This window comes from Frigoribacterium sp. Leaf263 (genome assembly GCF_001422285.1).
GTDB lineage: Bacteria > Actinomycetota > Actinomycetes > Actinomycetales > Microbacteriaceae > Frigoribacterium.
In genome coordinates, this window is the sequence record NZ_LMMO01000003.1 from 932,716 (window position 1) to 952,310 (window position 19,595).

Annotated in this window: 16 protein-coding genes; all 16 read right to left on the bottom strand. The window is 69.8% G+C overall.

From position 1 onward, the window contains the following. Positions 1 to 4 precede the first annotated feature (4 nt). Complete coding sequence (gene dnaE, locus ASF17_RS08350; RefSeq protein WP_055798528.1) at positions 5 to 3,466, bottom strand: DNA polymerase III subunit alpha; 3,462 nt, start codon at positions 3,464 to 3,466, stop codon at positions 5 to 7. Positions 3,467 to 3,564: 98 nt separating this feature from the next. Next, positions 3,565 to 4,488, bottom strand: coding sequence for an RluA family pseudouridine synthase (locus ASF17_RS08355; protein WP_055797731.1), 924 nt, complete (start codon positions 4,486 to 4,488; stop codon positions 3,565 to 3,567). Continuing rightward, entirely contained in the window at positions 4,485 to 5,099 is a 615-nt protein-coding gene (lspA, locus tag ASF17_RS08360) for a signal peptidase II (protein ID WP_235476437.1), read from the bottom strand. The genes ASF17_RS08355 and lspA overlap by 4 nt, the downstream gene beginning before the upstream one ends. Positions 5,100 to 5,103: 4 nt before the next feature. Beyond that, complete coding sequence (locus ASF17_RS08365; RefSeq protein ID WP_055797733.1) at positions 5,104 to 5,874, bottom strand: DivIVA domain-containing protein; 771 nt, start codon at positions 5,872 to 5,874, stop codon at positions 5,104 to 5,106. A 214-nt stretch (positions 5,875 to 6,088) separates the two neighbouring features. Further along, on the bottom strand, positions 6,089 to 6,382 hold the full coding sequence (locus tag ASF17_RS08370) for a YggT family protein (protein WP_055797736.1): 294 nt from the start codon (positions 6,380 to 6,382) through the stop codon (positions 6,089 to 6,091). An 80-nt stretch (positions 6,383 to 6,462) separates the two neighbouring features. Continuing rightward, complete coding sequence (locus ASF17_RS08375) at positions 6,463 to 7,011, bottom strand: cell division protein SepF (protein WP_055797739.1); 549 nt, start codon at positions 7,009 to 7,011, stop codon at positions 6,463 to 6,465. Positions 7,012 to 7,046: 35 nt separating this feature from the next. Further along, positions 7,047 to 7,742: a YggS family pyridoxal phosphate-dependent enzyme gene (locus tag ASF17_RS08380; RefSeq protein WP_055797742.1), complete on the bottom strand. Its 696-nt coding sequence runs from the start codon at positions 7,740 to 7,742 to the stop codon at positions 7,047 to 7,049. Between the two features lie 2 nt (positions 7,743 to 7,744). Then, a complete protein-coding gene (gene ftsZ / locus ASF17_RS08385; protein ID WP_055797745.1) occupies positions 7,745 to 8,908 on the bottom strand; it encodes a cell division protein FtsZ in 1,164 nt (387 codons plus the stop codon). A gap of 137 nt (positions 8,909 to 9,045) precedes the next feature. Beyond that, the gene (locus ASF17_RS08390; protein ID WP_235476439.1) at positions 9,046 to 10,173 is read right to left on the bottom strand and encodes an FtsQ-type POTRA domain-containing protein; all 1,128 of its coding nucleotides are present in this window, start codon (positions 10,171 to 10,173) and stop codon (positions 9,046 to 9,048) included. A 34-nt stretch (positions 10,174 to 10,207) separates the two neighbouring features. Beyond that, positions 10,208 to 11,638 carry a UDP-N-acetylmuramate--L-alanine ligase gene (gene murC, locus ASF17_RS08395; RefSeq protein WP_055797748.1) on the bottom strand — a complete coding sequence of 477 codons (1,431 nt, stop codon included), beginning with the start codon at positions 11,636 to 11,638 and terminating at the stop codon, positions 10,208 to 10,210. Then, positions 11,635 to 12,768: a UDP-N-acetylglucosamine--N-acetylmuramyl-(pentapeptide) pyrophosphoryl-undecaprenol N-acetylglucosamine transferase gene (locus tag ASF17_RS08400; RefSeq protein ID WP_055797751.1), complete on the bottom strand. Its 1,134-nt coding sequence runs from the start codon at positions 12,766 to 12,768 to the stop codon at positions 11,635 to 11,637. Before ASF17_RS08400 ends, murC begins: the two co-directional genes overlap by 4 nt. Next, positions 12,765 to 14,042 (bottom strand): putative lipid II flippase FtsW, encoded by a 1,278-nt coding sequence (ftsW, locus tag ASF17_RS08405; protein WP_235476442.1) that lies wholly within the window; start codon positions 14,040 to 14,042, stop codon positions 12,765 to 12,767. The genes ASF17_RS08400 and ftsW overlap by 4 nt, the downstream gene beginning before the upstream one ends. After that, positions 14,035 to 15,603, bottom strand: a complete 1,569-nt coding sequence (gene murD, locus ASF17_RS08410) for a UDP-N-acetylmuramoyl-L-alanine--D-glutamate ligase (protein ID WP_055797752.1) — start codon at positions 15,601 to 15,603, stop codon at positions 14,035 to 14,037. Before murD ends, ftsW begins: the two co-directional genes overlap by 8 nt. Next, positions 15,600 to 16,703 carry a phospho-N-acetylmuramoyl-pentapeptide-transferase gene (mraY, locus tag ASF17_RS08415; RefSeq protein ID WP_055797754.1) on the bottom strand — a complete coding sequence of 368 codons (1,104 nt, stop codon included), beginning with the start codon at positions 16,701 to 16,703 and terminating at the stop codon, positions 15,600 to 15,602. Before mraY ends, murD begins: the two co-directional genes overlap by 4 nt. Beyond that, a complete protein-coding gene (locus ASF17_RS08420; RefSeq protein ID WP_055798541.1) occupies positions 16,700 to 18,100 on the bottom strand; it encodes a UDP-N-acetylmuramoyl-tripeptide--D-alanyl-D-alanine ligase in 1,401 nt (466 codons plus the stop codon). The genes mraY and ASF17_RS08420 overlap by 4 nt, the downstream gene beginning before the upstream one ends. Beyond that, on the bottom strand, positions 18,097 to 19,584 hold the full coding sequence (locus tag ASF17_RS08425; RefSeq protein WP_082475164.1) for a Mur ligase family protein: 1,488 nt from the start codon (positions 19,582 to 19,584) through the stop codon (positions 18,097 to 18,099). Before ASF17_RS08425 ends, ASF17_RS08420 begins: the two co-directional genes overlap by 4 nt. Positions 19,585 to 19,595 lie beyond the last annotated feature (11 nt).

The following is a 19,595-nucleotide window of genomic DNA, read 5'->3' on the forward strand; positions in this document are numbered from 1 at the left end:
GGCGTCAGACCAGGCAGCCGGGGCCCAGGAGGCTCTTGAGCTCCCCGAACAGATCGGCCGTGATGTCGACCGGCATGGGGATCTCGAAGGTCCGGGCGTTGTCGCCCTTGAGCAGACGCAGACGGACCTCCGTCCGGCCGGAATGACGGCCGAGCACGGCTGCCAGCTCGGTCACCGTGTCGGTCGTCGCGCGGTGCTCGGGCATCTGCAGCACGAGGGGGCCGTGGTTGACCCCGGCGCCGAGATCCGGGCTGAACATGCTGACGGCGTGGAGGTTCATCCCGTCGTCCCGGAGGCTGACCCTCCCCTTCAGCACGATGATCGAGTCGCCGACGAGCGTCGGGCCGAACTCCTGATACGTCTTGCCGAGGAACATGGCCGTGATCTCGCCGCCGAAGTCCTCGACCGTGATGATCCCGTAGGGGTTGCCGCTGTTCCGAGCGACGCGATGCTGCACGCTCGTGATGAGCCCCGCGATGGTGACGGTCTCGCCGTCGATCGACGCGTCGCTCGCCAGGAGGTCCGTCACCGTCGTCTGAGCGTGCTTCGCGAGCGGGAGCTCGAGACCGGCCAGAGGATGGTCGGAGACGTAGAGGCCCAGCATGTCGCGCTCGAACGCGAGCTTGTCGCGCTTCGACCATTCGGGTCGCTCGGGCACCTGCTGCACGTCGGCCGGTTCGTCCCACAGGCTGTCGAAGTCGAAGCCCACCTGGCCGTTGGCCTCGGCCCGCTTCTCGCTGACCGCCGCCTCGACGGCGGATTCGTGCACCTCGACCAGCGCCCGCCTGGTCGAGCCGAGGGTGTCGAAGGCACCGGCCTTGACGAGCGACTCGACCGTGCGCTTGTTCGTGACCGGCAGCGGCACCTTGCGGAGGAAGTCGTGGAAGGTCGTGAAGGCGCCCTCCTTCTCGCGGGCGGCGATGATGTGGTCGACGACGTTGAACCCGACGTTGCGGACGGCGCCCATGCCGAAGCGGATGTCGTCGCCCACGGCGGCGAAGAAGCCGATGGACTCGTTGACGTCGGGTGGCAGCACCTTGATGCCCATGCGCCGGCACTCGTTCAGATAGAGACCGAGCTTGTCGCGCGAGTCGCCGACGCTCGTCAGCAGGGCCGCCATGTACTCGGCGGGGTAGTGCGCCTTGAGATACGCCGTCCAGTACGAGACGACGCCGTAGGCCGCGGAGTGCGCCTTGTTGAACGCGTAGTCGGAGAACGGCAGCAGGATGTCCCAGATCTTCTGCACCGCATCGGGCGAGTAGCCGTTGTCGGCCATCCCCTGAGAGAAGCCGGCGAACTGCTTGTCCAGTTCGGACTTCTTCTTCTTGCCCATGGCACGGCGGAGGATGTCGGCCTGGCCGAGCGAGAAGCCGGCGAGCTTCTGCGCGACGCTCATCACCTGCTCCTGGTAGATGATCAGGCCGTAGGTCCCTCCGAGGACCTCCGACAGGGGCTCCTCGAGCTCGGGGTGGATCGCCGTGATCTCCTGTTGGCCGTTCTTCCGCAGGGCGTAGTTCGTGTGCGAGTTGGCACCCATCGGGCCCGGTCGGTAGAGCGCGATGACGGCCGAGATGTCCTCGAAGTTGTCGGGCTTCATGAGACGCAGCAGCCCGCGCATGGGCCCGCCGTCCAGCTGGAAGACGCCGAGCGTATCGCCCGATGCCAGGAGCTCGTAGGCTCCGGCATCGTCGAGCTCGAGGTCTTCGAGGACCAGATCGAAGCCGCGGTTGGTCTTGATGTTGTCGAGCGCGTCGTTGATGATCGTGAGATTGCGCAGACCCAGGAAGTCCATCTTGATGAGGCCGAGCGACTCGCAGGCGGGGTAGTCGAACTGCGTGACGATCTGGCCGTCCTGCTCGCGCTTCATGATGGGGATGATGTCGAGCAACGGGTCGCTCGACATGATGACGCCCGCCGCGTGGACGCCCCACTGCCTCTTGAGGCCCTCGAGACCGAGGGCCGTGTCGAACACCGTCCGCGCCTCCGGGTCGGATTCGACCACCGCTCGGATGTCGCCGGCCTCTTTGTAGCGGTCGTGCTGCTTGTCGAAGATGCCCGTCAGGGGGATGTCCTTGCCCATGATGGCCGGGGGCATGGCCTTCGTCAGCTTCTCGCCCATGCCGAACGGGAAGCCGAGCACCCGTGAGCTGTCTTTCAGGGCCTGCTTCGCCTTGATCGTGCCGTATGTGACGATCTGGGCGACCCGCTCGTCGCCGTACTTCTCGGTGACGTACTGGATGACCTCGCCACGACGGCGATCGTCGAAGTCGACGTCGAAGTCGGGCATCGAGACGCGGTCGGGGTTGAGGAACCGCTCGAAGATGAGTCCGTGACGGAGAGGGTCGAGATCGGTGATCCCCATGGCGTACGCGGCCATCGAACCGGCGCCCGAGCCGCGGCCCGGGCCCACCCTGATGCCGTTCTCCTTCGACCAGTTGATGAAGTCGGCCACGACGAGGAAGTACCCGGGGAAGCCCATGCCGGCGATGACGCCGATCTCGTACTCGGCCTGCTTGCGGACGTCGTCGGGGATCCCGGTCGGGTACCGGTGGACGAGGCCCTTCTCGACCTCCTTGATGAACCAGGTCTCTTCCGTCTCGCCCTCGGGCACGGGATACCGCGGCATGTAGTTGGCGGACGTGTTGAACTGCACGTCGCATCGCTCGGCGATCAGGAGCGTGTTGTCGCAGGCCTCGGGGTGGTCGCGGAACAGATGCCGCATCTGCTGCGCGGTCTTGAGGTAGAACTCGTCGGCGTCGAACTTGAACCTGTTCGGGTCGTTCAGCGTCGAACCCGACTGCACGCAGAGCAGCGCGGCATGGCTCGTGGCGTCGTGCTCGTGCGTGTAGTGCAGATCGTTGGTGGCCACCAGGGGCAGGTCGAGGTCCTTGGCGAGCCGGAGCAGGTCTCCCATGATGCGGCGCTCGATGCCGAGGCCGTGATCCATGATCTCGGCGAAGTAGTTCTCGCGACCGAAGATGTCGCGGAAGTCGGAGGCCGCCTTCACCGCCTCGTCGTACTGCCCGAGACGGAGCCTCGTCTGGACCTCGCCGCTCGGGCAGCCCGTCGTCGCGATCAGACCGTCGCTGTACTGCGAGAGCAGCTCGCGGTCCATCCGGGGCTTGAAGTAGTAGCCCTCGAGCGAGGCTCGGGACGACAGCCGGAAGAGGTTGTGCATGCCGCCGGTGTTCGCGGCGAGGAGCGTCATGTGCGTGTACGCGCCGGCACCCGACACGTCGTCGCGTCCGCCGTCGCCCCAGCGCACCCGCGTCTTGTCACCGCGGTGCGTGCCCGGGGTGATGTAGGCCTCGGTGCCGATGATCGGCTTGATGCCCGCCTCGGTCGCCGACTTCCAGAAGTCGAAGGCCCCGAAGACGTTGCCGTGGTCGGTCACCGCGACGGCCGGCATTCCCTGCTTCGCCGCCTCGGTGACGAGCGGGGTGACCCGTGCCGCCCCGTCGAGCATCGAGTACTCGCTGTGGACGTGCAGGTGGACGAATGAGTCGTTACTCGAGGCCAAGGGGCTCCCCGTCTGCTGGTGGTTCCGACGACTGGAGGATCAGCCTAGCTCTCGCCCAGGACATCGAGCGCGTGACGCAGATCGGCGGGATGGTCGGACCGGTAGACGACCTGCTCGCCCGTCGCCGGATGACGGAAGCCGAGGCTCACGGCGTGCAGCCACTGCCGTGTCAGCCCGAGTCGGGCGGTCAACGTGGGGTCGGCCCCGTAGGTCGTGTCCCCCACGCAGGGATGCCGCTGGGCCGACATGTGCACGCGGATCTGGTGGGTGCGGCCGGTCTCGAGATGGATCTCCAGGAGGGACGCGGCGGGGAAGGCCTCGATCGTCTCGTAGTGCGTGACCGAGGGCTTCCCATCGACGACGACGGCGAACTTCCAGTCGGAGGACGGATGACGGCCGATGGGTGCGTCGATCGTGCCGGTGAGAGGATCCGGATGACCCTGCACGACCGCGTTGTAGATCTTGTCGACCGTCCGCTCCCGGAAGGCCTGCTTCAACACCGTGTAGGCCCGCTCCGTCTTGGCGACGACCATGAGGCCGCTCGTGCCCACGTCGAGCCGATGCACGATGCCGGCCCGTTCGGCCGCGCCGGAGGTCGCCACGGTGAAGCCCGCTGCCGCCAGCCCGCCCAGGACGGTCGGACCGGTCCATCCGACGGAGGGATGCGCTGCGACGCCGACGGGCTTGTCGACGACGACGATCTCGTCGTCGTCATGCACGATGCCCATCCCGGGAACGTCGCGGGCGACGATGGAGGGCCCCTCCTTCGGCGTCCATTCGACCTCGAGCCACGCACCGGCGTCGAGACGATCGGACTTGCCGACCGGCTTCGAGTCCACGGAGACGCCGCCGCCGCCGACGACCTCGGCGGCGAAGGTGCGGCTGAAGCCCAGGAGCTTGGCGAGGGCGGCGTCGACCCGCTCGCCGGCCAGTCCGTCGGGTACCGGCAGCGACCGGTACTCGCTCACGATCGCTCCGTGGCGTGGCCTGCGGGAGGCGCGGTGTCGGTGCGCCCGGAGGCCTCCGCCTCGCGATCCAGCTCGCGTCGACGTCTCTTCGACGGCACGCGCGTGCCGTCGAGGTTGACCCCGAGGAGCGTCAGCAGGAGCAGGAGTCCCATGCTGGAGACGATGAAGATGTCGGCGACGTTGAAGATCGCCGGCAGCAGATCGGGGAAGTACAGGAAGTCGATCACGTGTCCCATGCCGAACGAGGGCTCGCGGAGCAGGCGGTCGGTCAGGTTGCCGAGCGTGCCTCCCAGGAGCATGCCGAGCATGACGGCCCAGGCCCGGGAGCGGATGCGTCTCGCGAAGACGATGATCGCGACGACCACGGCCGCCGCCGCCAGGGAGAAGATCCAGGTGGACCCGCTCGCCAGCGAGAACGCCGCGCCGGGGTTCTTGACGAAGTGGAGCTGGAAGAACGTGCCGATGACGTCGATGGTCTCGCCCTCGGCCATGGTCGTCGTGACGAGGTGCTTGGACGTCTGATCTGCGGCGTAGACGCCGACAGCGACGAAGGCCAGCGCCGCCAGGAGGCGGGCGCTGACCTTCGTCGGAGTGTTGTCGTTCGGTGCCAAGAACTTAGTTGGAGCCGTAGCCCTGGGCACTGGCGGGTGCACCGGCGGGCTGGTTCTCGCCGGTGGACTCGCCGTCGAGGTCGCGGAGCTGGCCCTCGATGTAGCTCTTGAGCTTCTGGCGGTAGTCGCGCTCGAAGGTGCGGAGGTCGTCGATGCGGCGCTCGAGACCCGTGCGCTCGTTGGCGAGTCGCTCGAGGGTCTCGCGCTTCTCGGCTTCCGCCGTCTGCACCAGGTCGCGGGCGCGGCCCTCGGCGTCGGAGACGAGCTGACGGTTCTTCGCCTCGGCCTCGGAGATGACGCGAGCGGCGGTCGAGTGACCCTCGGCGATGAGCGCGTCGCGCTTCTCGACGCCCTCGCGGACGTGCTCCTCGTGGAGACGACGAGCCAGCTGCAGGAGGTTGTTCGTGCTCTCGGTCTCGTCGGCGGTGGGGCCGACGTAGGCGGGGGCTGCCGGGGCGACGACCGCTGCGACGGCGGGCTCCGGCGCGGGGACGGGAGCCGAGGCGGGTTCGACGACGGGTGCGGAGACCGGGGCCGGCGCCTCGGGGGCGCTGACGGCGGACACGGGGGCGGAGACGGCCTGCGACGACGAGTCGTCGCCCCGGGTCTCACCGGCGTCGAGGCGCTGGCGGAGCTCGTCGTTCTCCTGGTTGAGGCGGCGGAGTTCCGCGACCACCTCGTCGAGGAAGTCGTCGACCTCGTCTTGGTCGTAGCCCTCGCGGAACTTCGTCGGCTGGAACCGCTTGTTGACTACGTCTTCAGGCGTCAAAGCCATTGCCGTCACCTCGTGCATCTGTTGGATCGTCTGATCGTGGTCTGAGTCGATCGTGGTCTGAACCGATCACTGCGTTCCGTGATCGGCCTGTTGGTCGTGGCGCCGCGTCAGGCCACCCCGAGGCGATGCTCGGATAACCTGACGACGCGACGCTCATGTATACCGTAGCGAACATTCGAAGTGCTGGTGCGGAGCACCCGGCGCGCCGCGCGGTTCAGCGCAGGTACGACGTGACGCTCATCAGGATGACGACGGCGAGCATGATGAGGCTCCAGCCGAAGTCCAGGGCCACGGAACCGAGTCGGACCGGCGGCAGGACCTTGCGGACGGCGCGGATCGGCGGGTCGGTGACCGTGTACGTGATCTCGGCGAGGACGAGCACGGCACCGCGAGGACGCCACCCCCGACTGAACGACTGCGCGAGGTCGAGGACGAACCGGGCCCACATCAGGAGGAAGAAGAGCAGCAGGAGGTAGTAGGCGATCGTGGCGATCAGGGAAACGATCATCGGGGTGTCATCAGCTCACACGAGTCGGCGCGGTCGGGCCGCGATCTGAGAGGGCGGCGCGGCGATGACGCCTCGGCCGATCAGGACTGGGCGAAGAAGGACGCCTCGATGTCGGATTCTACCTCAGCCTGCTCACCGCTCACGGCGATGTGCGCCGGGGACAGCAGGAACACCTTGTTCGTGACCCGCTCGATCTTCCCGTAGAGGCCCTGCGAGAGGCCGCTGGCGAAGTCGACCAGGCGTCGGGCGTCCGCCTCCGTCATCTGCGACAGGTTGATGATGACGGGGATGCCGTCGCGGAAGCTCTCGGCGATGGCCTGGGCGTCCTTGTACTCGCGCGGGTGGACCGTGAGGATCTCGTTCATGTCGTGGGGCACCGTGTTCTTCGTCGTGGTGGTGGTCTGTGTGCGGCGCAGGGGCGTCACGGGAGCGCGGGTGGCCGTCGGCGCGGCCGCGGGTGCCGCCACCGGGGCGACCGGCGCCACGGGCGAGGTGGCCGTCGGGGCGGTGGACTGACGCCCGGTCTGCGAGGAGGAGGAGGCGGCGGGAGCCGGCGTCTGCTCGTCGTACTCGAGTTCCTCGTCGGCGAGGCCCAGGTAGACCATCGTCTTGCGCAGCGGGTTGGCCATGTGTTTCCTCCGGATCGTGGACGTCTCCCCCGACATTAACGAGCGGAGGGTCGCATTCCCGTGATTGCCGTCCCGATTCGTAGGTGTGTCGCGCCCTCGGCTATCGCCTCGGCGAAGTCGCCGGACATCCCCGCCGAGATGTCGCCGGCGCCGGGCTCGATGGAGCGCACCCTGTCGGAGACGGCCCGGAGGCGCGCGAACGCCGGTCGCGCCGGCTCGTCCAGGGGAGCCACGGCCATGACTCCGCGGAGGCGGAGACCCGGAGTCGACGCGATGCGCTCGGCCAGGGCGTCGACGTCGCCCGGAGCGACCCCGCCGCGACCGGGATCATCGGTGAGGTTTACCTGAACGAACCCGTCGATGAGCGAGCCGTCGTCGACGGCGAGGGCGTCCACCACGCTCACGCGATCGAGCGAGTGCACCGCGGAGGCGTAGCGGCGTGCCTGCCGCGCCTTCTTCGACTGCAGCTGACCGACGAAGTGCCAGTTCAGGCCCTCGAGATCGTCCAGCTCCGAGGACTTGACCTGCGCCTCCTGGTGGCGGTTCTCGCCGACATCGCGGACCCCGACGGCATGGAGACTGCGGACGAGCCCCGCCGGATGGAACTTGGTCACCACGATGGTCGTGATCTCGTCAGGGCGACGCCCTGCGACGCGGGCCGCGTCGGCGACCTCGGCGGAGACCCGGGCGAGTCTCTCGCCCAGGTCTCCGCCCACTGGATCGGTCGGCATGCCTACTTGAGGAAGTCGGGCACGTCGAGATCGTCGTCGCCGTCGTCGAAGACGGGGTCGGCGGCCTGGGTCGAGGCCGCCTCGTCGGGCCGCTTCCAGGAGGGCGTGTCGTGGGACGAGCCGCTGTCGGCGATGGCAGAGACGCCCGCGACCGACGTGGAGGCCGGGGACTCGGACTCGACGAAGCTGGACCGACGCTCCTTGGTCTTCGTGGAGGGCTCCCCGCCGTCGAAGCCCGCGGCGATGACGGTGACGCGGACCTCGTCGCCGAGGGTGTCGTCGATGACCGCGCCGAAGATGATGTTCGCCTCGGCGTGCACGGCCTCCTGGACCAGGCGAGCGGCGTCGTTGATCTCGAAGATGCCGAGGTTCGAACCGCCCTGGATGGACAGCAGCACCCCGTGGGCGCCGTCGATGCTCGCTTCGAGCAGAGGCGAGGCGACGGCGAGCTCGGCGGCCTTGATGGCGCGGTCGGCGCCCCGGGACGAGCCGATCCCCATGAGAGCCGAGCCGGCGCCCTGCATGACGGACTTGACGTCGGCGAAGTCGAGGTTGATCAGACCCGGGGTCGTGATGAGGTCCGTGATGCCCTGGACGCCGGCGAGGAGGACCTGGTCGGCCGTGCCGAAGGCCTCGACCATGCTGATGCCGCGTTCGCTGATCTCGAGGAGGCGGTCGTTCGGGACGACGATGAGCGTGTCGACCTCGTCCTTCAGAGCTGCGACACCCGCCTCGGCCTGGGCCTGACGACGCTTGCCCTCGAAGCCGAAGGGCTTCGTGACGACGCCGATGGTGAGTGCCCCGATGGACTTCGCGATGCGGGCCACGACGGGAGCGCCGCCGGTGCCCGTGCCACCGCCCTCGCCCGCCGTGACGAAGACCATGTCGGCGCCGGCCAGCGCCTCCTCGATCTCCTCCGCGTGGTCCTCGGCGGCACGACGACCCACCTCGGGGTCCGCGCCGGCGCCGAGGCCCCTGGTGAGCTCGCGGCCGACGTCGAGCTTGACGTCGGCGTCGCTGAGCAGGAGCGCCTGCGCGTCCGTGTTGATCGCGATGAACTCGACTCCGCGGAGCCCGAGCTCGATCATCCGGTTGACGGCGTTGACGCCACCGCCGCCGACACCGACGACCTTGATCACGGCTAGGTAGTTATGGTTCGTTGTCACGTCCGGGCCTCCGCTGAAACCTTAACTCGCAAGTTGAAGGTTAAGGTTGTACATGGTATGCAAGTTCTGCAGTCACAAGGTATGTGCCCCGACGGGGCGGTGACACCATCGTGCCAGGCGTGTCGCGAACGACATCGTCAGATGGGGCGGATGATGCCGTTGTCCGGTGCCGAGACGTCGTACTCGACCGAGGCCCCGGCGTCCCGTGACGCCTGGTCGGCCATCAGCCCGGCCAGGACCTCCGCCTTGCGATCCGAATGCTCGGCGCTACCCCAGACCACGCGCTGACCGGTCGTCAGCGTCAGCGTCACGTCGTCGGCCGTCGACGCCGTGACCTGATCGACCGTGGTCCGCAGTGCGGCGGGCAAGGCGAGCAGCACCTCCGCCGACGCCCGGAAGGGCGTCCCGTCGAGGGCGGTGCCGCCGACGTCCACGGAGGGCACCCCCTCGGGGCGCGCGTCGAGGCTCTGCACGACGATCCCCGCGGGATCCACCAGGTCGAAGGCGTCGCCATCCGCCACGGTGGCGATCGGCTGCCTCTCCGTGATGCGGATGACGAGGGTGTGCGGCGGGGCGGTCTCGGTCACGTAGCTCGCGATCAACGGGAACGCCTCCAGCTCGCGCGTGATCCTGTCGAAGTCGATCCTCGCGAGCGGCGTGCCGATCTGATCGTCCACAGCCTCCTGGACGGCGGCGGCGTCGACCCGGTCGGCCCCGTCCACGGTGATCGTCTGCAGGGAGAGCAGGGGCGAGAAGACCGCGACTCCGACCGATGCACCGAGCAGGAGCGCCACGACCCCGACCGCGACCCAGGTCGCGCGTCGGTGCCGGGAGCGACGGGTGAAGCGACGGACCTCGAGTCGCTCGACGCGCCTCCTCTGTCGCGAGGCCCGACGACTCGCCCGACGCGCCTCGAGCGCGCGACGCCGAGCCTCGTCGCGCGAGGTGTCGACCGTCGCCAGCCGCACGGGTTCGGCGGGACGAGCGGCCCGGGAGCCCGTCGTGCGACCCGGGTCGTCGAGATCGGACCGATCGGCGCCCGGGTCGACCCGCGCCGCCTCGGCGGTGGTCGACGGCTCGTCGGACGACTGCCGATCCGGTCGCGCGGCCGGCGAGCCCGGGAGGCGCAGCCAGGCGAACCGGGACCGGAGACCGGACGGAGAGCCGGCGCCGTCACCCGGACCGTCCGCCCCGGACGGGCTCGGACCGGACTCGGGCTCGCGTTCCGGATGCGCCGAGGGGTCGAAGCCCTGAGGACGCTTCACGACCGCTGGCCGTCGGAGGACGTCGTCGGGCGCCTCACGCTCCGGTCTCCTCCGACACGGGGTCGACCGGGGCGGCTACCGCGTCGAGGGCGCCGAGCAGCTGAGGGACGATGCGGTAGACGTCGCCGCACCCCAGGGTGATGACGAAGTCGCCCGACCGTGCCACCTCGGCGGTGCGGTCGGCGGCGGCCTGCCAGTCGGCCACGAAGTCGACCTTCGACGGGTCGCTGAAACGCTCGGACACGAGCGCGCCCGTGACACCCGGCTCGGGGTCCTCCCGCGCTCCGTAGACGTCGAGCACGATCGTGTGGTCGGCCAGCGCCTCGTAGGTCTCGGCGAAGTCGCCGGCCATCATGCGCGTCCGACTGTAGAGGTGCGGCTGATGCACCGCGATCAGCCGTCCGTCGCCCACCACGGATCGGGCCGCCTGCAGAGCGGCCGCGACCTCGGTCGGGTGATGCGCGTAGTCGTCGTAGACGCTCACGCCGGCGACGGTGCCGTGCAGCTCGAAGCGGCGCTCGGTCCCCCCGAACGTCTCGAGACCCGCGATCGCGGTCTCGGGATCAACGCCCAGACCGACCAGCACGGCGTAGGCCCCGGCCGCGTTGATCGCGTTGTGCACGCCGGGCACCCGCAGCTGGACGGCGCGGCTCGTGCCGTCGTGGTGCAGCGTGAACGAGACGGGACCGACCGAGGCGATGTCGTCGATCCGCACGTCGGCGTCGTCGTCCTGACCGAAGGTGACGACGTGGTCGTGCCGGAGCGCGGCACGGACCCGACGCGCGCCGAGGTCGTCGCTCGAGATCACGACGAGCTCGGAGGCGGCGCCGGCGAACTCCACGAAGGCCTCGTCGAAGGCGTCGTGCGAGCCGTAGTGATCGAGGTGGTCGGCGTCGACGTTCGTCACGAGGGCGACCGACGTGTCGTACAGCAGGAACGAGCCGTCCGACTCGTCGGCCTCGACCACGACGAGCTCCTCGCCGCCGCCGCGCGCGCTCACGCCGAGGGACTGGATGACCCCGCCGTTGACGAAGCTGGGATCGCGCCCGGCCGCCAGGAGGGCCGTGACGATCATCCCGGTGGACGTCGTCTTGCCGTGCGCGCCGGCGACGGACACGAGACGCTGGCCCCCGATGAGCCACGCGAGGGCCTGCGACCGGTGCAGGACCGGGATGCCCGCCGCCAGCGCGGCCTGGTACTCGGGGTTGTCCTGCCAGAGGGCTCCGGTGACGACGAGCGTGTCGGCGTCGCCCAGGTTGGCGGCGTCGTGCCCGATCGCGATCTCGGCGCCGAGATCTCGCAGCGCCCGGACGCCCGGCGTGTCGCGGATGTCCGAGCCGGAGACGGCGTGCCCGGCGGAGAGGAAGACACGGGCGATTCCGCTCATGCCGGAGCCGCCGATGCCGACGAAGTGCACGTGACCGAGCTCGGTCGGGATCTGCTGGCTGAGGTCGGGCTTGATCATCGGTTCTCGTCGTTCGTCGCGGAGGACTCCGTCGGGGTGCCGGCGGAGGTGCTGACCCGGGGGCGGGCCGCGTCGACCACGAGGTCGACCGTGCGGTCCGTGCCGTCGAGCACGCCGACCGTCGACGCCTGCACGGCCATGTCGGCGATGCGCGAACGGTCGAGCAGGAGGGGCACCAGGGTCGAGGCGACCCACTCGGGAGTGAAGTCGGCGTCGTCGACCAGCACCGCGCCTCCGGCCTGGACGACGTCGGTGGCGTTGTGCCGCTGCTCGCCGTTGCCCACGGGGTAGGGCACGAGCACGGCGGGGAGGCCCAGGGCGGTCAGCTCGCTGACCGTCGCCGAACCCGACCGCGATACGACGAAGTCGGCCGCCGAGAGGGCGAGGTCCATGCGATCGCAGTATCGGAGGAGGTGGTGGCCCGGCAGTTCGCTCGGCCCCAGGTCGGACTTCGCGCCGGTGATGTGCAGGATCTGCCACCCCGCGCCGAGGACGGCGGCGGCGGCGGCGGACATCGTCTCGTTGAGTCGTCTCGCACCGCTCGAGCCGCCGGTGACGAGCAGCGTGGGCTTCGCGGGGTCGAGCCCGAACTCGGCGAGGGCCTCGGCCCTGCTGCCCCGACGATCGAGGGTCTCGATCTCGTGACGGAGCGGCATGCCGACCTGGCGACCGTGACGGAGCGACGTGGATCGGAAGACCGTGCCGACGTGCGACGTCAGATACGACCCGAGCACGTTCGCGATGCCCGGCTTGGCGTTGGCCTCATGCACCACGAAGGGGACCTTCGAGCGCCAGGCAGCGACGTAGGCCGGAGCCGACGCGTAGCCGCCGAATCCGACGACGACGTCGACCCGGTGCTCGGCGAGGATGTCGCGGACGCCCTGGACGGCCTGGGCGAGTCGCGACGGGAAGCGCAGCGCCGCAGCGGACGGGCGCCGTGGGAAGGGCAGCCGGGCCACGGTCAGGAGCTCGTAGCCCCGGAGCGGGACGAGCCGCGCCTCGAGTCCCTCGGCGGTGCCGAGGACCAGCACGACCGATTCGGGCTCTCGGAGCCGGATCCGATCGGCGACGGCCAGGAGGGGGTTCACATGCCCGGCGGTTCCGCCGCCGGCGAGGAGGTACGTCGTCACCGGAGAGACCCTACCCGCTGGCGAGCGACCCTCGGCCTCGGCGCCGGCTCCTCGGGGTGGCGCGTGAACGAGAGCACCACGCCGATCGCCACGAGGGTCACGATGAGCGCCGATCCGCCGGCCGAGATCAGCGGGAGCGGTACGCCCAGCACGGGCAGGAGGCCGAGGACGACGGCGACGTTGATGAGGGCCTGCCCGACGATCCAGGCCGCGACGGCCCCGGTGACCACGCGGACGAAGGGGTCGCCCGTCTTGCGGATGATCTTGATGAAGGCGATGGCGAGCACCACGAACAGGGCGAGGACGACGACTCCCCCGATCAGGCCGAGCTCTTCGCCGAGCACGGCGAAGATGAAGTCGTTGTCGGCCTCGGGCAGCCAGGACCACTTGGCCTTCGAGTTCCCGAGTCCGACGCCGAAGAGGCCCCCGGAGGCGAGGGCCCAGGTGCCGTGCAGCGACTGCCAGCAGATGCCCTGGTACGCGCTGTCGTCCGTGCACCCGGCCATCCACGCGGCGATGCGGTCGTTCCGCGAGACCGACCCGAAGGCGATCAGGGGGATGACGACGGCCAGGAGCGCGATCGGGATCATCAGGTAGCGGAGCTTGATGCCGGCGAACCACACGGCGCCGAAGACGAGGAGCAGCATGACCATCGTCGTCCCGAGGTCTCCGCCCGCGACCACGAGTCCGACGGCGACGAGCACGACGGGCACCAGGGGGATCGCCAGGTGACGCCAGTCGTCGAGGAGGTCGCGCTTGACCGCGAGGATCATGCCCAGCCAGATCGCCAGGGCGAGCTTGACCGCCTCGGAGGGCTGCGCGGTGAACGAGCCGAGGTCGATCCAGTTGCGGTTGCCGCCGACCTCGATTCCGAGCGGCGTGAAGACGAGCAGCTGCAGCACGAGGGTCGCGCCCAGGATGTGCCAGGACCAGCGCTTCCAGAACCAGACCGGGACGCGCGAGACGATTAGCATGAGCGGGATGCCGATGGCGGCGTAGATCCCCTGCCGGACGAACGACCCGAAGAACGACGTCTGACCCGAGGCGATGAAGGCCTCGACCGACGAGGACGACAGGACCATCACGAGGCCGAGCACCACGAGGAACAGGGTCGTGCCGAGGATCACGAAGAACGAGCCGGTCTCGGCCGCGAACAGCCGCTTGACCGCGACGACGGCCGCCGCCGGGCGGTCGGCCTCGTCGGCGTCGGACTCGAGGGGGTGCTCTCGAGCGCGGTCTGCGGGCCGACCGCCGCGTCGTGCGAGGTCAGTCAAGCGGCGACGCGGAGGGCTGGACGGTGCTGGGGCCATCGGCCGTGCCTCCCGGGAGATCGTTGACGGCGGAGGCGAATGCACGCCCCCGCGCGGTGTAATCGGTGAACTGGTCGAAGGACGCCGCCGCCGGAGCGAGCAGCACGGTGTCGCCGGTTCGGGACGCCCCGACCGCGAGCCTCGCAGCCGTGGGCATCACCTGCTCAGTGTCGGTCTCCTGGACCTCGAAGACGGGCAGGTCGGGCGCGTGTCGCCGGAAGGCCTCCATGACCTCGTTCCGCTCGACGCCGATGACGACCGCCGCCCTCAGGCGATCGGCGGCCTCGGCGATGACCGGTTCGACGTCGACGCCCTTGAACACGCCGCCCACGATCCAGATGACCGACGGGAAGGCCGACAGGGACGCCTGGGCGGCGTGCGGGTTGGTGGCCTTCGAGTCGTCGACCCAGGTGACGCCGTCGACGACCGCGACGACCTCCATGCGATGGTGGTCGACGCGGAACGCCCCGAGGGCGTCGCGGATCGAGACCGGGTCGACCCCCGCAGCCCGCACGAGAGCCGAGGCGGCGAGCACGTCGGCGAGCAGGTGATCGGCCCCGAGGCCCACGGCGTCGAGCGCCGTCGTGGTCGTGAGCTCCAGCGCGCTGGTGCGCCGCTCGGCCAGGAACGCGCGGTCGACGAGGACTCCCCCGTCGTCGCCGGTCACGATGCCGAAGTCGCTCGGCCCCGGTGCGGACAGCCCGAAGCCGATCGCCCGGCAGCCCTCGGCCACGTCGGCGTCCTCGACCATGCGTCGCGTCGCGTCGTCCGCCTTGTTGTAGATGCAGGCTCGGACCGTGTTGGCGTAGACCTTCGACTTGGCCAGGCGATAGGGCTCCGCTCCGCCGTGCCACTCGAGGTGGTCGTCCTCGAGGTTGAGGCAGACCGCGGAGAGAGGCCGGAGGGCTCCCGGTCCGCTCTGGGGCAGGGCGTCCAGCTGGTGGCTCGACAGCTCGACGACCAGGAGGTCGTGCCCCTCGGGATCGCGGACGCAGTCGAGGACGGGTACGCCGATGTTGCCGCACGCCGCCGCACGTCGACCGTCGGCCGCGGCCATGGCGGTCGCCAGCTGCGTCGTGGTCGTCTTGCCGTTCGTGCCGGTGACGAGCAGCCACTCGGCGGGCGGAGCGACCTTGTCACGGACGCGCCAGGCCAGCTCGATGTCGCCCCAGACGGCCGCCCCGCTGGAACGCGCCCAGACGGACAGCGGGTGGTGCGGAGCGAATCCCGGCGAGATGACGACGACCTCGGGATCGAAGGCGACCAGCGCCTCCGGAGCCTCGGCCATCTCGGGTTCGAGGAGCAGCTCCGCACCGATCAGGTCGAGCAGCTCGGCCCGGTCGTCGTCCACGCTCGGTGCGACGACGACGACCCGGGCGCCCAGCTCGGCGAGGGTGTCCGCGACCGAGAATCCGGTCACGCCGAGACCGAGGACCGCCACACGGAGACCGGACCAGTCGGCGTGCCAGCTGTCGAGGCCGAGGAGGCGCTGCTCGAGTCGCGCGTCGAGGGGTGCGTCGGTCATGAGGTGCGGGAGATCCATTCGAGGTAGAAGACTCCGACGCCGGCGGCCACGAAGAGCCCCGCGATGATCCAGAAGCGGACCACCACCGTGACCTCCGCCCAGCCCTTCAGCTCGAAGTGATGATGGAGGGGACTCATCAGGAAGATGCGTTTGCCCTTGGTGATCTTGAAGTAGGCGCGCTGCAGGATCACGGAGCCGGTCACGACGATGAAGAGCCCGCCGATCAGCACGAGCAGGATCTCCGTGCGGCTGAGGATCGCGAGTGCCGCCAGGGCGCCGCCGAGGCCCAGCGACCCCGTGTCGCCCAGGAAGATCTGCGCCGGGGAGGTGTTCCACCACAGGAACCCGATGAGTCCGCCGCAGATCGCCGCCGCCACCACCGCGAGATCGAGCGGATTCGCCACGGTGTAGCAGGCGGACCGCGTCGTCTCGTCGAGACGCGTGCTGAAGCACGACTGATTGAACTGCCAGAACCCGATGAAGATGTACGACGCGATGGCGAGGATCGACGAGCCCGTGGCGAGACCGTCGAGCCCGTCGGCGACGTTGACGCCGTTCGACGTGCTGACCGTGATGAGCACGACCCAGATGAGGAAGAGTCCCCCGCCGACGATGCTGCCGAAGAACATGAAGTCGAGCCACGGGATGTCGCGGATAAACGAGATCTTCGTCGAAGCGGGGGTCAGCCCGTTGGCGTTCGGGAAGGACAGGGCGAGGATCGCGAAGACCGCACCCACGACGACCTGGCCGATGACCTTGGCCCAGCCGCCGAGTCCGAGGCTCCGCTGGTTGCGCACCTTCAGGAAGTCGTCGAGGAATCCGACCGCGCCGAGCCCGACCATGAGGAACAGCACGAGCAGCCCGCTGGAGGTGAGTTCGTCCTGTGCACCGAGGTGACCGACGAAGTACCCGATCACGGTGCCGAGGATGAGGACGATGCCGCCCATCGTGGCCGTGCCGCGCTTGGTGTGATGCGACTGCGGCCCGTCGTCGCGGATGAACTGACCCCAGCCGAGCCGGTGGAACAGCTTGATGAACAGGGGCGTCATCAACAGGGTGAAGACGAGGGAGACCGCACCGGCGATCAGGAGCGCGATCACTCGGACACCCCCGCGAGCCGGTCGCCGAGGAATCTCAACCCGGCGGACTTGGAGGACTTGACGAGCACCACGTCGCCCGGCTGGAGGGCCGGACGCAGGAGATCGTGAGCCTCCTCGATGGTCTCGACCATCAGCGACTCACCGTCCCAGGAGCCCTCGAGCCCCGCCGCCATGTGGATGTGCCTCGCGGCCTGTCCGACGACGATCAGCTGCGAGATGTTGAGCCGGACGACGAGTCGGCCGATGCGGTCGTGCTCGTCGCGGGCGTACTCGCCCAGCTCGGCCATCTCGCCGAGCACGGCGATCGACCGGCCGTCGCCCGGCGTGATCTGCGCGAGCGTCTTGAGGGCCGCTGCGACCGAGTCGGGGCTGGCGTTGTAGGCGTCGTTGACGACGGTGACGCCGCCGGGCGCCGCGAAGAGCTCCATGCGCCAGCGCTCGGCGCGGGCGACGCCTTCGAGGACGGTCGCCGCGCGGTCGAGGTCGAGACCCCATTCGCCCACCACGGTCAGCGCCGCGAGGGCGTTCATGACGTGGTGCTCGCCGAGGATGCGCAATGCCACACGGCGACGGAGGTCGCCGTGCTCGAACACGAACGTCGTGCCCGTCGCCGAGACATCGACGTCGCCGGCCCGGTAGTCGGCCGACGGGCTCTGCCCGAACGTGACGACCCGCGCCGCGGTGACCGAGGCCATGCCCGCGACCCGCTCGTCGTCCGCGTTCAGGACGGCTGTGCCGGACTCGGGGAGGTCGGTGACCATCTCGGCCTTGGCGGCACGGGTGCCCTCGATGCCGCCGAACCCGCCGGCGTGGGCGAGCCCGACCTTGAGGACGACGCCGGTGTCGGGCCGGGCGATGTCCACGAGACGGGCGATCTCGCCGGGACCGGCTGCGCCCATCTCGACGACGAGGAACTCCGTCGCGTCGTCGATGCGCAGCATCGAGATCGGGGCGCCGACGTGGTTGTTGAACGACCCCTCGGGCGCGACGGTGGGAGCCACGTCGGAGAGGATCGCCCGAAGCATGTTCTTCGTGCTCGTCTTGCCGTTCGACCCCGTGATGCCGACGACCTTGAGCCGGCCATGGCGACGGACGCGCTCGACGACCGCCGCGGCGAGACGCGACAGCGCGGTCACGCCGTCGGCGACGACGACGACCGGCACGCCGGTCTCGATCGGACGCTCGGCGACGATGAGCGCGGCGCCGTTGGCGACGGCCGCGTCGACGAAGAGGTGACCGTCGGTGACCTCGCCCCGGAGGGCGAAGAAGATGGACCCGGGTGAGACGAGTCGGCTGTCGGTCTCGACCGAGCCCGACAGGACGAGGTCGCCCGCCGGCGTACCGCTCGGCGTGCCCTCGGTGATGTCGGCGATCTCGGTCGCGGAGAGGGCGATCACTCGGCCCACCCGGCCTCTCGGAGCGCCGCACGGGCCTCGTCGCGCGCCGAGTAGGGCGTGCGCTCGCCTCGGATGTCTCGGTAGTCCTGGTGTCCGGGACCGGCCCAGAGGATCGAGTCGCCTTCGCCCACCAGTGCGATGGCTGCGCGGATCGCCGCCTCGGGCGGACTCACCTCGTGGATCTCGTGCTCGGGGAAGGCCTCGCGGGCGGCGTCGACCAGGGTGCGCCGGATGGACGCCGGGTCTTCGAAGCGCGGGTGGTGGTCGGTCACGACGAGGATGTCCGATCCGGCGGCGGCGACACGGGCCATCTCGCCGCGCTTCGTCGTGTCGCGGTCGCCGTCGGCGCCGAAGAGCATGACGACCTTGCCCGGGGTGAAGCGCCGGACCGCGGCGAGGGTGGTGAGGAAGGCGTCCGGGCTGTGACCGAAGTCGACGTAGACGCTCGGTCCGCGGTCTCCCGAGACCCGCTCGGTGCGACCGGGCAGATACGCGACGATGCCGTGCTCGGCCTCGAGGGCCTGGGCGATGGCGCCGAGCTCGAAGCCCGCCTCGACGAGCATGACGATGGCCAGGGCGGCGTTCGCCACCATGTGCCAGCCGATCAGCGGCACGCGCGTGACGAGGGAGCGGTTCTCGGGGCCCGAGAGGCGGAACTCGGTGTACGCCGCCTGCTCGTCGACGATCTCGACCGTCCAGTCGGCCTCGACGTCGGGGAGGACGGTGATGGTCGTGAGGGGGATGCGGGCGTTGTCGACGACCCGCTGCCCGTAGGGCGAGTCGAGCGAGATGACCGCGCGCCGGGCCCTGTCGGGCTGGAAGAGCGGCAGCTTCGCCTGGAAGTACTCCTCCATGTCGGCGTAGTCGTCGAGGTGATCGTGGCTCAGGTTGGTGAAGGCGGCCACGTCGAAGACGAGACCGTCGACCCTGTTGCGGCTCAGCGCCTGGGCGCTGACCTCGACCACGACCGCGCGCACCTCGCTCTCGCGCATGCGCGCCAGGAGCGCGTGCATCTCGCTCGCCTCGGGAGTGGTGAGACGGCTGACGACGGTGAGGTCGCCGATGTGACGCTCGGCGGTGCTGCTCAGGCCGGTGACGAGCCCGAGCTGGCGGAGGACGCCCTCGAGCAGGTAGGCCGTGGACGTCTTGCCGTTCGTGCCGGTGATCGCGAAGAGCTGGGGCGAGCCCTCGCCGCCGGTGCGGTAGATCCACGCCGATACGTCGCCGAGCGCGGCTCGCGGCGAGTCGACGAGGACGACGGGCAGACCCGACTCGCGAGCGAGTTCGAGACCCGCGCGGTCGGTGAGCAGCGCGACGGCTCCGCCGTCACGGGCCTGCACGGCGAACTCGGCCCCGTGTCGGTGAGCGCCGGGCACGCCGACGTACAGGTCGCCGGGCTGGAGGTCCGTCGTGCTCAGCGTGACGCCCGTGACTTCGATGCCGTCGAGGGAGCCCTCGTGCTCGAGTCCGAACTCGCTGACCATGTGGGCGAGGG

Coding starts and splice junctions, on each gene's coding strand:
- dnaE (WP_055798528.1), bottom strand. CDS start 3,466: ATGCTCGACGGGGCGGCACGGGTCACCCCGCTCGTCACCGAGGCGGCG.
- ASF17_RS08365 (WP_055797733.1), bottom strand. CDS start 5,874: ATGGCTTTGACGCCTGAAGACGTAGTCAACAAGCGGTTCCAGCCGACG.
- ASF17_RS08370 (WP_055797736.1), bottom strand. CDS start 6,382: ATGATCGTTTCCCTGATCGCCACGATCGCCTACTACCTCCTGCTGCTC.
- ASF17_RS08375 (WP_055797739.1), bottom strand. CDS start 7,011: ATGGCCAACCCGCTGCGCAAGACGATGGTCTACCTGGGCCTCGCCGAC.
- ASF17_RS08380 (WP_055797742.1), bottom strand. CDS start 7,742: ATGCCGACCGATCCAGTGGGCGGAGACCTGGGCGAGAGACTCGCCCGG.
- murC (WP_055797748.1), bottom strand. CDS start 11,638: ATGATCAAGCCCGACCTCAGCCAGCAGATCCCGACCGAGCTCGGTCAC.
- murD (WP_055797752.1), bottom strand. CDS start 15,603: ATGACCGACGCACCCCTCGACGCGCGACTCGAGCAGCGCCTCCTCGGC.
- ASF17_RS08425 (WP_082475164.1), bottom strand. CDS start 19,584: ATGGTCAGCGAGTTCGGACTCGAGCACGAGGGCTCCCTCGACGGCATC.